6 protein-coding genes are annotated in these 14,660 nt (G+C 70.5%); 4 read left to right on the forward strand and 2 right to left on the reverse strand.

Annotation, left to right across the window (positions count from 1 at the left end):
• The first annotated feature begins 255 nt into the window (after nt 1-255).
• Together ABD866_RS16200 and ABD866_RS16205 are read left to right on the forward strand one after the other, a co-directional pair.
• Entirely contained in the window at nt 256-1,683 is a 1,428-nt protein-coding gene (locus tag ABD866_RS16200; protein WP_345067610.1) for a hypothetical protein, read from the forward strand.
• 277 nt (nt 1,684-1,960) lie between these two features.
• The gene (locus ABD866_RS16205; RefSeq protein ID WP_345067613.1) at nt 1,961-2,509 is read left to right on the forward strand and encodes a DUF3455 domain-containing protein; all 549 of its coding nucleotides are present in this window, start codon (nt 1,961-1,963) and stop codon (nt 2,507-2,509) included.
• Nucleotides 2,510-2,686: 177 nt separating this feature from the next.
• Here the strand turns inward: ABD866_RS16205 and pdeM are convergent, their stop codons facing one another.
• Nucleotides 2,687-3,394, reverse strand: a complete 708-nt coding sequence (gene pdeM / locus ABD866_RS16210; protein WP_345067616.1) for a ligase-associated DNA damage response endonuclease PdeM — start codon at nt 3,392-3,394, stop codon at nt 2,687-2,689.
• A 279-nt stretch (nt 3,395-3,673) separates the two neighbouring features.
• Between pdeM and ABD866_RS16215 the strand changes: the two genes are divergently transcribed.
• A complete protein-coding gene (locus ABD866_RS16215; protein WP_345067619.1) occupies nt 3,674-7,228 on the forward strand; it encodes an IPTL-CTERM sorting domain-containing protein in 3,555 nt (1,184 codons plus the stop codon).
• Nucleotides 7,229-7,533: 305 nt separating this feature from the next.
• On the forward strand, nt 7,534-11,862 hold the full coding sequence (locus ABD866_RS16220) for an IPTL-CTERM sorting domain-containing protein (protein ID WP_345067622.1): 4,329 nt from the start codon (nt 7,534-7,536) through the stop codon (nt 11,860-11,862).
• A 180-nt stretch (nt 11,863-12,042) separates the two neighbouring features.
• Here the strand turns inward: ABD866_RS16220 and ABD866_RS16225 are convergent, their stop codons facing one another.
• Nucleotides 12,043-14,655 (reverse strand): ligase-associated DNA damage response DEXH box helicase, encoded by a 2,613-nt coding sequence (locus ABD866_RS16225; RefSeq protein ID WP_345067624.1) that lies wholly within the window; start codon nt 14,653-14,655, stop codon nt 12,043-12,045.
• Nucleotides 14,656-14,660: the final 5 nt, after the last annotated feature.

Here is a 14,660-nt window from a genome sequence, read left to right on the forward strand (position 1 = left end):
GGGTTTTTTATGGGCAGGCCGTGGCGGTGGACGGCAGTCAAAACCGGTGCTCGTGCTTCAAAATCAAGCACGAGCAGCTACTAAATTAATAGCATCTGGCCCGCCGACAAGAGCCTGCAGGCTCCGCCACGTGCCACACCGCCGGGCATGCACTGCCGCTTGTGCGACGTACACGACGTGCTCGTTGTGCGCCCCGCGCGTAGCATCGCACTGCGCTGCCGCACAACCCCACCGCCCCCACGCGAAAGGCCCGCCATGACTGCTTGCGCCGCTCCCACCGCTCCCACCACTGCCCCCGCGCGCGGCCCTGCACACCCATCCATCGCCCGCGCCACGCCCTGGCTGCTGCTGGCGGTGGCCCTGGCGGGCTGTGCCAGCGCCCCGCAGGCCCCGGTGCCGCCGATGGTGGACGCCGCCACCGAGCCCGCGCCCCAGCCCACGGCCTGCCCGGCGGCGCTGGCGCCCATCGCGCGCTGCCTGGCCGGGGAAGACCGGCAGGGCGCGTACTACCTGATCGCCGTGCCGCAGGCCTGGAACGGCCACCTCATGCTGCATGCCCACGGCGGCCCGGCGCTTGGCGCGCCCCGGCCCGAGCGCGCGGTAGAAGACCTGGAGCGCTGGTCCATCGCCGTGCGCGCGGGCTACGCCTGGGCGGGCAGCACCTTCCGCCAGGGCGGGGTCGAGGTGCGCGCCGCCGCCGAAGACACCGAGCGCCTGCGCCGCATCTTTGTGCGCCATGTGGCCACGCCGCAGCGCACGCTGCTGCACGGGCAGTCGTGGGGCGCGAGCGTGGCCGCCAAGGGGGCCGAGATGTTCACCCGCACCGAAACCGGCCAGCGGCCCTACGACGCTGTGCTGCTTACCAGCGGCGTGCTGGCTGGGGGCACGCGCTCGTACGACTTCCGCACCGACCTGCGCGTGGTGTACCAGCACCTGTGCGGCAACCACCCACGGCCCACCGAGCCCGCGTACCCGCTGAACATCGGCCTGCCCGCCACCGCCCAGATGACCAGCGCCGACCTGCAGGCCCGCGTGAACGAATGCCTGGGCCTGGACAAGCCCGCCGCCCAGCGCAGCGCCGAGCAGCAGCGCAAGGTGCAGCGCATCACCGACGTGATCCGCATTCCGGCCAGCAGCATCCAGGGCCACATGGCCTGGGCCACCTTCCACTTCCGCGACGTGGTGCAGCACCGCACGGGCGGGGCCAGCCCGTTTGGCAACCTGGGCGCGCGCTACACCGGCTCGGGCGACGACGAAGCGCTGAACGCCGCCGTGCTGCGCTACCGCGCCGACCCGGCCGCCGTGGCCCGCTTCGCGCACGACACCGACCCCACGGGCCGCATCCCCGTGCCCATGCTCACCACCAAAGGCATCGACGACCCGATCGCCTTTGTCGAGCTGGACCACCACTTCCGCCAGACGGTGCACGCCGCCGGCAACGGCGAGCGCCTGGTGCAGACCTTCACCCGCCACAGCGGCCATAGCTACCTGAGCGACGCCACCTACGCCACCTTGTTCGACGCGCTGCTGCGCTGGGTGGAGCGGGGCGACAAGCCCACCCCCGCAGGCATCGCCGCCGCCTGCCCCGCGGCCGAGGCCCGCTTTGGCCAGGGCTGCGCCTTTGTGCCCGACTACACGCCCGCGCCACTGGAGTCGCGCGTGGCGCGGCGCGAACGGCCTTGAGGGCGCAGGCCGGAGGGTGCGCTCGGGCTGCGGCGTGGCCCATCCGGCGCGGAGTAAAGCGCGGATGTGCGGGCGGTTCGGGGTCATTCCCGCGGGTGTGTCCAGGTGCTCGCAGCACGCAGCATCGACAGTGCCCGCCTGCGGCCCCGCCGCGCACCCCCTTCACACAACTTTACAGAAGCCCCCTGCATCCACCCGCCGCTTCGCCGCGTATTCCCTTGCATCAGGCCCCAGCAGGCCTGGTGACTGTTTCATTGCCAACCTCCAAGGGAATCCCATGCACGCTCTCCGCTCCCCCGTTCTTCTGTCCTCCGTTGTGGCCGCGGCCACGCTGCTGGCCGCGCCGCTCGCGCAGGCCGCGTTCGACCAGACCAGCCTGCCCGATGCCGTGAAGGTACCCGCTGGCCACAAGGTCACCATGGAAACCGTGGGCGTGGGCGAGATCACCTACGAATGCCGTGCCAAGAAGGACATGGCCGACCAGTTTGAATGGGCGTTTGTCGGCCCCGATGCCAAGTTGCTCGACCGCGGGGGCAAGCAGGTCGGCACGTATTACGGCCCGCCCGCCACCTGGGCGTCGAACGACGGCTCCAAGCTCACCGCCACCCAGCTGGCCGTGGCACCGGGCGGCATGGGCAACATTCCGCTGCAACTGGTCAAGGCCAACCCCGCCATGGGCATGGGGGCGATGCAGGGCGTGGCCTACATCCAGCGCGTGGACACCAAGGGCGGCGTGGCCCCGGCCACGGCCTGCGCGGCGGGCAATGCCGGCCAGAAGCAGATCGTGAAGTACCAGGCCGACTACATCTTCTGGGCCGCACAGTAAGCGCACGCCAGGCGCGATCGACCCGGCGGCCACAGCGCGCCGGTGGCAGGCCGGTGCGTTGTCGCCGTGTGCGCCGTGCCTGCACCCAGCCTGCGTCTTGCGGGCTTGCGCGGCGGTGCGCCTGTGCGCCGCGCTTAGGGAGGCTCTGCAGACCGCAGGGCGCCAGGCAGAGCTTCCCTAGGCCAGCGGCGCGGGCACCGGCAGCACGCGCGGCCCAGCAATCGCATAGGCCTGCGCACCCGCTGGCAGCGACTGCGCATGGCTGCCCGTGAAGGCCCCGAACGCGGGCAGCACCAGCAAGCCCAGGGCCGCCTGCCAGGCAAAGCAGGGCAGGCGCAGCCGGTCGCGCGCGGGCCCCTGCAAGGCCACGGTGGGGTGCAGGTGGCCCGCCAGCACGGTGTGGCCGTGCACGGCATGCGGGTGGTGCGCGGCGCATACCGGCACGCCGGGCACCGGGGCCCAGGGCTCCTCCTGCAGCGCGATCTGCAGCGCCGCGGGCGGCGTGCCTGCGTGGCGGTCGTGGTTGCCCAGCACCAGGTCCATGGCCACAGCGGCGTGCCGCGCGCGCCAGGCCTCCAGCTGCCGCCACAGCGCGGGCTGCGCGCCGCTGCGCGCGTGCAAAAAGTCCCCCAAAAACACCAGCCGCTGCGCGCCGGTGGTGGCCAGTAGCGCATCGAGCCGCGCCAGGTTGTCGGCCGTGGTGCCCGTGGGCACCGGCTGGCCCGCGTGCCGAAAGCTCGCCGCCTTGCCAAAGTGCACATCGGCCACCAGCAGGCAGCCCGCCTGCGGCCACCAGACGCCGCGCCCGGGCAGCAGCCACAGCGCTGTGCCGCAGGGCAGGGTGAGGGCGCAGGCGCCGGGTGGGGGTGGGGTGGTGGGCGGCATGACGTCGGGCCAGGGCGCTGGCGGCGCGGCGAGCATACCGGGCTGCGGTGGCAATCGAGAGGATTGGGGGCTTTGGGCCGATTCGCGCTGCAGAATCAGGCAAGAGCAGCTATGAATCTTGTAGCAAGGGGCCGAAGGGCCTGCCCTGGCAGCACGGTGCCCCGCGTTGCCTGTGCCGATGGGCGAGCGGCGCACTGGGAATTGGTAATTTGTTGAATGCTATGGACCTGATTATTCGATAGCATGTTTCGACACGTTTCCGATCCTCTCGCCATGGCCATGCTTCCTTCCGCCTTTGCCTCCGCCCCGCTGCGGGCCACTCCGCTGCAGCCGCAGCCTGCCCGCAGTGCCGTTCGGCGCTGGTGGGCGTTGGCCCTGGCCATGCTGTGCATGCTGCTGTGGGCGCTGCCCGCACGTGCGCAGAACGTGAACGACGGGTTCAATCCCGATGCCAACGGCCTGGTGCGGGCGATCACCGTGCAGCCCGACGGCAAGTTGCTGGTGGGAGGCGAATTCACCACCTTGGGTGGGCAGCCCCGCGACCGCATTGCGCGGCTGCACGCCGACGGCACGCAGGACACAGCCTTCAACCTAGGGGCTGATAACGCGGTCCTCAGCTTGGCCGTGCAGCCCGACGGCAAGGTGCTGGTAGGGGGCTTGTTCACCACCTTGGGCGGGCAGACGCGCAACCGCATTGCGCGCCTGAACACCGACGGCACGCTGGACACCGGCTTCAACCTGGGGGCCAACGGGCCCGTCCACAGCCTTTCCGTGCAGCCCGACGGCAAGGTACTGGTGGGCGGCTTTTTCACCATCCTGGGTGGGCAGCCTCGCAATAGCATTGCACGGCTGAATGCCGACGGCTCGCTCGACACTGGGTTCAATTCGGGTGGTGGTAGCGTCGTCTACAGCTTGGCCGTACAGCCTGATGGAAAGGTATTGGTGGGAGGAGATTTCACCACCCTGAGCGGGCAGCCTCGCAGCAACATCGCGCGGCTGAACGCCGACGGTTCGCTCGATACAGGCTTCAATCTGGGGGCCAACGGTACCGTCCTCAACCTTGCCGTGCAGCCCGACGGCAAGGTGCTCGTGGGCGGCGCCTTCACTGCTCTGGGCGGGCAGTCGCGCAGTCGCATCGCGCGACTGAACGCCGACGGTACTCTCGACACGGGCTTTAACCCAGGGGCTGATGGCCTGGTCTTTAGCGTGGCCGTGCAGCCCGACGGCAAGGTGCTGGTGGGGGGGCAGTTCACTACCCTGGCCGGGCAGACGCGCAACCGCATTGCACGCCTGAACGCCGAGGGTACGCTCGACACGGGCTTCAACCCGGGGGCGGGCAATACGGTCATCAGCTTTGCCGTACAGCCCGACGGTAAGGTGCTGGTAGGCGGCCAATTCACCACGCTGGGCGGGCAGACGCGCAACCGCATCGGGCGGCTGTATGCCAACGGTGCGCTGGACGACACGATGAATGTGGGCGCGAGCGGACCGGTCGTCACTTTGGTGCCCCAAGTGGACGGCAAGGTGTTGGTGGGAGGTCAATTCACCACCCTGGGTGGGCAGCCGCGCAGCAACATCGGGCGTTTGAATGCCAACGGCACGCTGGATACGGGCTTCAGCCCTGAGGCCGACAACGTTGTCTACAGCCTGGCCGTGCAGCCCGACGGCAAAGTGCTGGTGGGGGGGGAATTCATTACCGTGGCGGGGCAGGCGCGCAACCGCATTGCACGCCTGAACGCTGACGGCACGCTCGATACCGCTTTCAACCCTGGGGCTGACAACACAGTAGTCGGCTTGGCCTTGCAGCCCGACGGCAAAGTCCTGGTGGGCGGCTTCTTTGGCACCGTGAACGGGCAAGCGCGCAGCCGTCTTGCGCGCCTGAATACCGACGGCACGCTCGATGCCAGCTTCAACCCAGTACTCGATGGCAACGTCGGGAGCGTGGTCGTGCAGCCCGACGGCAAGGTGCTGGTGGGGGGGGTATTCACTACCGTGAACGGACAACCGCGCAACCGCATTGCGCGGCTGAACGCTGACGGCACGCTCGACACGGGCTTCGACCCCGGGGCTGACAGCGTGATTGCCAGTCTGGCCCTGCAGCCCGACGGCAAGGTGCTGGTGGGAGGACAATTTACGACCTTGGGCGGTCAGCCGCGCGACCGACTTGCGCGGCTGAATGCCGACGGCACGCTGGATGCCGGTTTCAATCCGGGGGCTTCCAGTTTCGTCGTAAGCCTGGCCGTGCAGCCCGATGGCAAGGTGCTGGTGGGGGGCGCTTTCACCACCTTGGGCGGGCAGGCCCGCAACCGCATCGCGCGCCTGAATGCCGACGGCACGCTCGATACCGGGTTCGACCCGGGGGCTGACAACACAGTGATCGGCTTGGCTGTGCAGTCCGACGGCAAGGTGCTGGTGGGGGGGCAATTCACCACCCTGGGCGGACAGGCCCGCGCCTACCTGGGCCGCCTGAGCGTGCCCGAGGCGGCGCAGCAATCGCTGCAGGCCACCGCAGGGGCCGACGGCCTGCGCTGGCAGCGCAGTGGCGCAGGGCCCGAAGTGAACCTGGTGCGCTTCGCGTACGCGCTGACCGAAGACGCGCCCGCAGGCAGCTGGACAGACCTGGGCGCTGCCACCCGCGTGGCCGGGGGCTGGGCGCTCGATGGCCTGGCCCTGCCCAAGGGGACGAACCTGTGGGTGCGCGCCCAGGGGGTAGCTACCGGGGGGTACTTCAATGGCTCGTCGTCCCTGGTGCAATCGGTGCGCTTGCTGTACCTGACCACCGCCCCCGGCGCCCCCACCGGCCTCACCGCCACGGCCGGCAACGGCCAGGTGCAGCTCAGCTGGAGCGCACCCGCCGACACCGGCGGCAGCAGCATCCAAAGCTACACCGTCACCGGCAGCCCCAGCGGCAGCTGCACCGTGGCCGCCCCGGCCACCAGCTGCACCATCAGCGGCCTGACCAACGGCAGCGCCTACAGCTTCACCGTGCAGGCCACCAACGCCGTGGGCAACAGCCCCGCCTCGGCCAGCGCCAGCGCCACCCCGGCCACGGTGCCCAGCGCCCCCACCGGGCTGAGTGCCACGGCAGGCGACCGGGCCGTGGCCCTGTCGTGGACGGCCCCAGCCAGCAATGGCGGCAGCAGCATCCAAAGCTACACCGTCACCGGCAACCCCGGCGGCACCTGCACCGTGAACGCCCCGGCCACCAGCTGCACCGTCAACGGCCTGACCAACGGCACGGCGTACAGCTTCACCGTCAAGGCTACGAACGGCATGGGCGACAGCACCGACAGCGCCAGTGCGTCTGCCACGCCCCAGCCCTACAGCCAAAGCGGCATCGCCTTGCCCGGCGGCGGCACCGCCAGCGTGCAGATCGGCACCCCCCCGGGCTGCACCGTGGGCAGCGTGACCATCAACAACACCCTGCCCGCAGGCGCACCGGCAGGCGCCACGGCCCCGGCCGGGGTGCTGCGTTTCACGGCCTCGGGTGCGGGCTGCGGCACGGCCAGCCTGTCCGTGCGCATTGACTACCCTGCAGGCCGCCTGGCCGGGCTCACGCCCTACAAGTTCGGCCCGGCCACCGCGGGCGCGGCAGCCACCTGGTTTGCGCACGGCAGCATCAGCGGCGACAGCGTGAGCTACACCGTCACCGACAACGGCGTGGGCGACAACGACGCGGCCAGCGGCAGCATCAGCGACCCGTTTGCGCCGCTCTTGGTGCCTGCGCCGGGTGGTGCGGCGGCCATCCCGACGCTCAGCCAGTGGGGGCTGATGCTGATGTCGCTGCTGGCGGCGGCGCTGGGCATGGGGGTGCTGCGCAGGCGCGGCGTGTGAGGCGGGGGCGGGCGCCAAGCCCAAGCCCAAGCCCAAGCCAAACTGGCCGCTCGTGCAGCAAAGTCAAGCACGAGCAGCTATCAAATGCATAGCGGTTGAGTGGGCTGAGTCTCTGACGGCGGAGTGGCGCCGCCGTGGTCATTTGGGACGCGACAGGCGCGCACAGTTCCCGTAGCATCGGCCTCCTTTTGGTGCATGCGCGGTCGTGCCTGCGGGTACTGGCTTCGCATGGCCTGGTCTTGCTTGTTTGCTGTTTCATGCGCGCTACCCTCTGCCCACACCCTGTTGCCTTTCTGCCTTGTGTCTTGTTGGTTTCGCTGACTGCCTGCTGGCAGCGTCTCGGGCGGCCGCTGCTGCAGGCGGCGGTGGTACTGTGGTGCGCCTGCGTCGCGGTGTCTGCTGGGGCGCAGAACGTGAACGACGGGTTCAATCCAAATGCCAACTCGTCGGTCCTACAGCTGGTGGTGCAGCCCGATGGCAAGGTGCTGCTGGCAGGCACCTTCAGCGCAGTAGGCCTTACCCCTCGCGATCGGATTGCGCGCGTGCATGCCGATGGCAGCCTGGACACGGGCTTCGATCCGGCCGCCAATGCTGCCGTGACGAGCCTGCTGTTGCAGTCCGACGGCAAAGTGATCGTCGGTGGGGCATTCACGAGCCTGTCTGGTCAGCCGCGCAGTTATCTGGCCAGACTCCATCCCGATGGCACGCTGGATACCGGCTTCAATCCCAGCCTGGGCAGTGAGGTCGCAGCCCTGGCTCTGCAGGCCGATGGCAAGCTGCTGGTGGCAGGCGCATTTTCCGGTGTGGGCGGCAGGCCGGTCAGCTATCTGGTACGCCTGAACAGCGACGGCAGCGTTGACAGCAGTTTCAACCCGGACTTCAGCAATCGCGTGTACAGCGTGGCCGTGCAGGCCGATGGCAAGATCCTGGTGGGGGGGGAGTTCACGAGTGTGGACGGTCAGGCACGCAATCGGCTGGCGCGTCTGAATGCCGATGGAACGCTGGATGCCAGCTTCAATCCTGGAGCCAATGACGTGGTGTCCCATCTGGTCGTGCAGGTAGACGGAAAGGTGCTGGCAGGCGGGTGGTTTACCAGCCTGGGTGGGCAGACCCGCGAGCGTGTGGCACGGCTGAACGCGGACGGATCGCTCGACGCGGGCTTCAATCCGGGCCTGCTTGGTTTTCTGAATGCGATGGCGGTACAGCCCGATGGCAAAGTGCTGCTGGCGGGGCAGTTCGGGACTGTTGCCGGGCAGTCGCGCACGAGCGTCGCTCGCCTGAACGCCGACGGCACGCTCGACATGGGGTTCAATCCGAACGTCGATGCTGGGGTTTCTGGCTTGGCGGTCCAGGCAGATGGCAAGGTATTGCTAGGTGGTGACTTCCGGTGGGTGAACGGACTGCCACGTAGCCGGGTGGCGCGTCTGCACGCCGATGGCTCGGCCGACGCCAACCTGAATCCGGGGGCCAGCAGCTTCCTCGACAACGTCGCGGTGCAGGCAGATGGCAAGATTCTTGTGGCAGGCTTATTCAGCAGCCTGGGCGGGCAGCCGCAAAACGGCCTGGGCCGACTGAACGCTGACGGCACGCTAGACACCAGTTTTAGCTCCGTGGCGGTTATCGGCGTGCTCAGCATCGTCGTGCAGCCCGACGGCAAGATCTTGGTGGCGGGGGCATTCACCGCCGCGAACGGACAGCCGCGCAACCGCATTGCCCGCCTGAACGCCGATGGCACGCTGGATCCCAGCTTCAACCCGGGGGCCGACAATGTGGTCTACAGCCTGGCCCTGCAGCCCGACGGCAAGGTGCTGGTGGGAGGCAATTTCACCACCCTGGCTGGGCAGCCTCGCGACCGCATCGCGCGGCTGAATGCCGACGGTACGCTCGACACCGGCTTCAACCCGGGCGCTGACGACTGGGTCTACGGCCTGGCCGTGCAGCCCGACGGCAAGATTCTGGTCGGGGGCGATTTCACAAGCCTGAATGGGCAGCCGCGGAGCAGAGTGGGGCGACTGCACGCAGACGGTACGCTCGACACCAGCTTCAACCCGGGCGCCAATGGCACTGTGCGCAATTTTGTGGTGCAACCAGACGGCAAGATTCTGGTGGGCGGCTTTTTCATCAACCTGGGGGGGGATCCACGCCGTTACATCGCGCGCCTTCACGCCGACGGGGTGGTGGATACGGGCTTCACCAACCCTGGGTTCGACGCGCAAATTCGCACTGTGGCCTTGCAGGTCGATGGCAAAGTGCTGGTGGGGGGGAATTTCACCGCCGTGGGCGGGCAGACGCGCGACAGCATTGCCCGCCTGAATGCCGATGGGACGTTGGACACCGCTTTCAATCCAGGCGCCAACAACCGGGTCGATAGCATCGCCGTGCAAGCCGACGGCAAGGTGCTGGTTGCCGGGTGGTTCACCATGTTGGGAGGGCAGTCACGCAACTACATCGGGCGGCTGAGCGTGCCCGAGTCCGCCCTGCAATCGCTGCAGGCCACCGCCAGTGCCGACGGCCTGCGCTGGCAGCGCAGCGGCGCAGGCCCCGAGGTGCAGCAGGTGCGCTTTGCCTACGCGCTGACCGAAGACGCGCCCGCAGGCAGCTGGACAGACCTGGGCGCTGCCACCCGCGTGCCGGGTGGGTGGGCACTGGACGGGCTGTCCTTGCCATCGGGTCAGCGCCTGTGGGTGCGAGCGCAAGGCATCGCGACAGCCGGGTTGGCGAGTAACGCGACGTCGGTCGTCCAATCGGTGCGCCAACTCTTTTTGACCACCGCCCCCGCAGCCCCCACCGGCCTCACCGCCACGGCGGGCAACGGCCAGGTGCAGCTCAGCTGGAGCGCACCGGCCAGCGACGGCGGCAGCAGCCTCCAAAGCTACACCGTCACCGGCAGCCCCAGCGGCAGCTGCACCGTGGCCGCCCCGGCCACCAGCTGCACCATCGGCAGCCTGGCCAACGGCACCGCGTACAGCTTCACCGTGCAGGCCACCAACGCCGTGGGCACCAGCCCCGCCTCAGCCAGCGCCAGCGCCACCCCGGCCACCGCCCCCGGCGCCCCCACCGGCCTCACCGCCACGGCGGGCAACGGCCAGGTGCAACTCAGCTGGAGCGCACCCGCCGACACCGGCGGCAGCGCCCTCCAGACCTACACCGTCACCGGCAGCCCCAGCGGCAGCTGCACCGTGGCCGCCCCGGCCACCAGCTGCACCATCGGCAGCCTGGCCAACGGCACCGCGTACAGCTTCACCGTGCAGGCCACCAACGCCGTGGGCAACAGCCCCGCCTCGGCCAGCGCCAGCGCCACCCCGGCCACGGTCCCCGGCGCCCCCACCGGCCTCACCGCCACGGCGGGCAACGGCCAGGTGCAACTCAGCTGGAGCGCACCGGCCAGCAACGGCGGCAGCGCCCTCCAGACCTACACCGTCACCGGCAGCCCCAGCGGCAGCTGCACCGTGGCCGCCCCGGCCACCAGCTGCACCATTGGCAGCCTTGCCAACGGCACCGCCTACAGCTTCACCGTGCAGGCCACCAACGCCGTGGGCAACAGCCCCGCCTCGGCCAGCGCCAGCGCCACCCCGGCCACGGTCCCCGGCGCCCCCACGGGCCTCACCGCCACGGCGGGCAACGGCCAGGTGCAGCTCAGCTGGAGCGCCCCGGCCGACACCGGCGGCAGCGCCCTCCAGACCTACACCGTCACCGGCAGCCCCAGCGGCAGCTGCACCGTGGCCGCCCCGGCCACCAGCTGCACCATTGGCAGCCTGACCAACGGCACCGCCTACAGCTTCACCGTGCAGGCCACCAACGCCGTGGGCAACAGCCCCGCCTCGGCCAGCGCCAGCGCTACCCCGCTGGGCGCCCCCGGCGCCCCCACCGGCCTCACGGCCACCGCAGGCGACCGGGCCGTGGCCTTGTCGTGGAGCGCCCCGGCCAGCAACGGCGGCAGCGCCCTCCAAAGCTACACCGTCACCGGCAGCCCCAGCGGCAGCTGCACCGTGGCCGCCCCGGCCACCAGCTGCACCATCGGCAGCCTGACCAACGGCACCGCCTACAGCTTTACCGTCAAAGCCACCAACGCCGTGGGCGACAGTACGGCCAGCACCAGTGCGTCGGCCACCCCCCAGCCCTACAGCCAAAGCGGCATCGCCCTGCCCGGCGGCGGCACCGCCAGCGTGCAGATCGGCACCCCCCCGGGCTGCACCGTGGGCAGTGTGAGCATCAACAGCACCGTGCCCGCCGGTGCGCCCGCAGGCGCCACGGCACCGGCCGGGGTGCTGCGTTTCACGGCCTCGGGTGCGGGCTGCGGCACGGCCAGCCTGTCCGTGCGCATCGACTACCCTGCAGGCCGTCTGGCCGGGCTCACGCCCTACAAGTTCGGCCCGGCCACCGCGGGCGCGGCAGCCACCTGGTTTGCGCACGGCAGCGTCAGCGGCGACAGCGTGAGCTACACCGTTATCGACAACGGCGTGGGCGACAACGACGCGGCCAGCGGCAGCATCAGCGACCCGTTTGCGCCGCTCTTGGTGCCTGCGCCGGGTGGTGCGGCGGCCATCCCGACGCTCAGCCAGTGGGGGCTGATGCTGATGTCGCTGCTGGCGGCGGCGCTGGGCATGGGGGCGCTGCGCAGGCGCGGCGTGTGAGGCGGGTGCGGGCGCCAAGCCCAAGCCCAAGCCCAAGCCCAAGCCCAAGCCCAAGCCCAAGCCCAAGCCCAACTGGCCGCTCGTGCAGCAAAGTCAAGCACGAGCAGCTATCAAATGCATAGCATTCGATGGCTTGATGTCTGATGCGCCAGAGGCCCGGGTTGCGTGTCGGGCGGCCCCTCACCCGGCGCGCGGGGGGCGTGGCGTGCGGCCCCGGCGGGCCCGGGCGCTGGGGCGTGTGTCGGGTGCGTCGCGGGCCAGGTCCCAGTGGGCGGTGGTGAGTGTGCCGGCCAGCTGCGTGCCCATGGTGGCGTCGGCGGCTTGTTCCAGGGCCTGCACCATGCGGGCCAGGCGGTCGCCCAGCGATTCGGTGGACAGGCGCTCGCGCAGCCGCTCCACCATCAGCGGCAGGGCCAGCGGTGTGGGCCGTTGCAGTGCGTGTAACGCCAGGCTGCGGGTGTGCAAGGCGTCCAGGGTGCGGTGCAGGCGGTCCAGGTCCAGCTCGTGGGCCAGCAGTTCGGTGCGGGCCTGTGTGAGCAGCAGATTGTCCGGGTCGTACTGCGCAAACACGTCGTAGTACAGCGAGGCCGAGGCCTGCAGCTGCCGGCTGCTGCGCTGCTCGCCCGGGTGGCTCTGAAACACCAGGCCCGCGATGCGTGCGATTTCGCGAAAGCGCCGCCGGGCCATTTCGGTGGCGTTCAGGCTGGCCAGCACCTCGGTCTGCAGCGCGGCGGTGTCGGGCGGTGCGGCCAGCAGGCGGGGCAGCAGCGCCGCCCAGTCGATGGGGCGTGCCGACAGCAGTTCCAGCCCGTAGTCGTTGACGGCGATGGAGAAGGTGTTGGCCTCGTGCTGCGCGGCGCGCCAGGCCAGCAGCCCGGCCAGGCCCTGGTGCACCAGCCGCCCGGCCAGCGGGTACAGAAACAGGTGCCAGCCTTCGCGCGTGTGCAGGGTTTCGGCCACCAGCCGCCCGGGCGTGGGCAGGGCCGACCACGCGGCCTGCAGCGCCAGCAGCGGCTGGGCGCAGCGCATTTCGGGGCTGTCGAACAGGCCCTGCTCGGCGCGCTCGAACTGCACCAGCATGGCATCGGCCAGGGTGTTGGACAGCGGCATGCGCCCGCCGCTCCAGCGCGGCACGGCGGCTTGCCCGCTGGCGGCGCGGCGTACGTAGGCGGTCATCTGTTCGATGCGCACCAGCTCCAGCAGGCGGCCTGCAAACAGGAACACATCGCCTGCGCGCAGCCGCGCCACAAAGCTTTCTTCCACCGTGCCCAGCGTGGCCCCGCCCACAAACTGCACGCGCAGGCTCGCATCGCTCACGATGGTGCCGATGTTGCTGCGGTGCCGCCGCGCCAGGCGCGCATCGGGCACACGCCACACGCCGTCCTCGTCGGGCACCACGCGGTGAAAGTCGGGGTACTGCGCAAGCGAGGCCCCGCCCTGGCGCACGAACTGCAGCGCCCACTGCCATTCGGCGTCGCTCAGGCGCGCATAGGCCGGGGCGCGGCGCACCTCGGCCAGCAGCGCGGCGGGCTCAAACCCGCCGCCCAGCGCCACCGTGACGAGGTGCTGCACCAGCACGTCGAGCGGCGCGCGCGGGCTGTGGCGGGCCTCCACCCGCCCACCGGCCAGCGCCAGGCGCGCGGCGGCGGCTTCGACCAGCTCCAGGCTGTGCGTGGGCACCAGCGTGATGTGCGAGCTGCGCCCGGGCGCGTGGCCCGAGCGCCCGGCGCGCTGCAGCAGCCGCGCAACGCCCTTGGCCGAGCCGATCTGCAGCACCTGCTCCACGGGCAGGAAGTCCACGCCCAGGTCCAGGCTGGACGTGCACACCACCGCCTTGAGCTGCCCGTGCTTGAGGCCGTCTTCCACCCAGGCGCGCACGGCCGGGTCGAGCGAGCCGTGGTGCAGCGCAATGAGCCCGGCCCAGTCGGGACGCGCCTCCAGCAGGGCCTGGTACCAGCGCTCGGCCTGCGAGCGCGTGTTGGTGAACACCAGCGTGGTGGCGGCCTGCCCGATGGCGGCCACCACCTGCGGCAGCAGCGCCAGGCCCAGGTGCCCGGCCCACGGAAAGCGCTCGATGCGCTCGGGCAGCAGCACCTGCACGGCCAGGGGCTTGTCGATACGGCCCTGCACCAGCCGCGGCGGCGGGGCAGCCGGTGTGCACGCGCCCACAGCCGGGGCGGGCACCAGCGTGGCCAGGGCTTCGTCCAGGTTGGCCAGCGTGGCCGACATGCCCCAGACCTGGAGCTGCGGGTTCCAGCCCGACAGCCGGGCCAGCGCCAGCTGCACCTGCACGCCGCGCTTGTTGCCCAGCAGCTCGTGCCATTCGTCGGCCACCACCAGGCGCACGCGCGACAGGCGCTCGCGCGCGTCGGCCCGCGCCAGCAGCAGCGACAGGCTTTCGGGTGTGGTCACCAGCACGGTGGGCAGGCGCTTGTCCTGCGCGGCGCGTTCGTTGCTGGCGGTGTCACCGGTGCGCAGGCCGCTGCTCCAGTGCGGGGCCAGCGCGGCCAGGGGCACGCGCAGCGCCTGCAGCGTGTCGGCGGCCAGTGCGCGCATGGGCGTGATCCACAGCACCGCAAGCGGCGGGGCGGTGGCGGGGTCGGCGGGCGCGGCGGCCAGGTGCTGCAGGGCGCCCAGCCACACGGCATAGGTTTTGCCCGATCCGGTGGTGGCGTGCAGCAGGCCGCTGGCGCCCTGGGCCAGCGCATCCCACACCTCTTGCTGAAAGGCAAACGGCTGCCAGCCGCGCGCAGCCATCCAGGCGGCGGCGTCGATGGGGCGATGGTCGGTCATGCGCG

Origin of the sequence: Acidovorax lacteus (assembly GCF_039540375.1) — a bacterium.
GTDB lineage: Bacteria > Pseudomonadota > Gammaproteobacteria > Burkholderiales > Burkholderiaceae_C > Acidovorax_G > Acidovorax_G lacteus.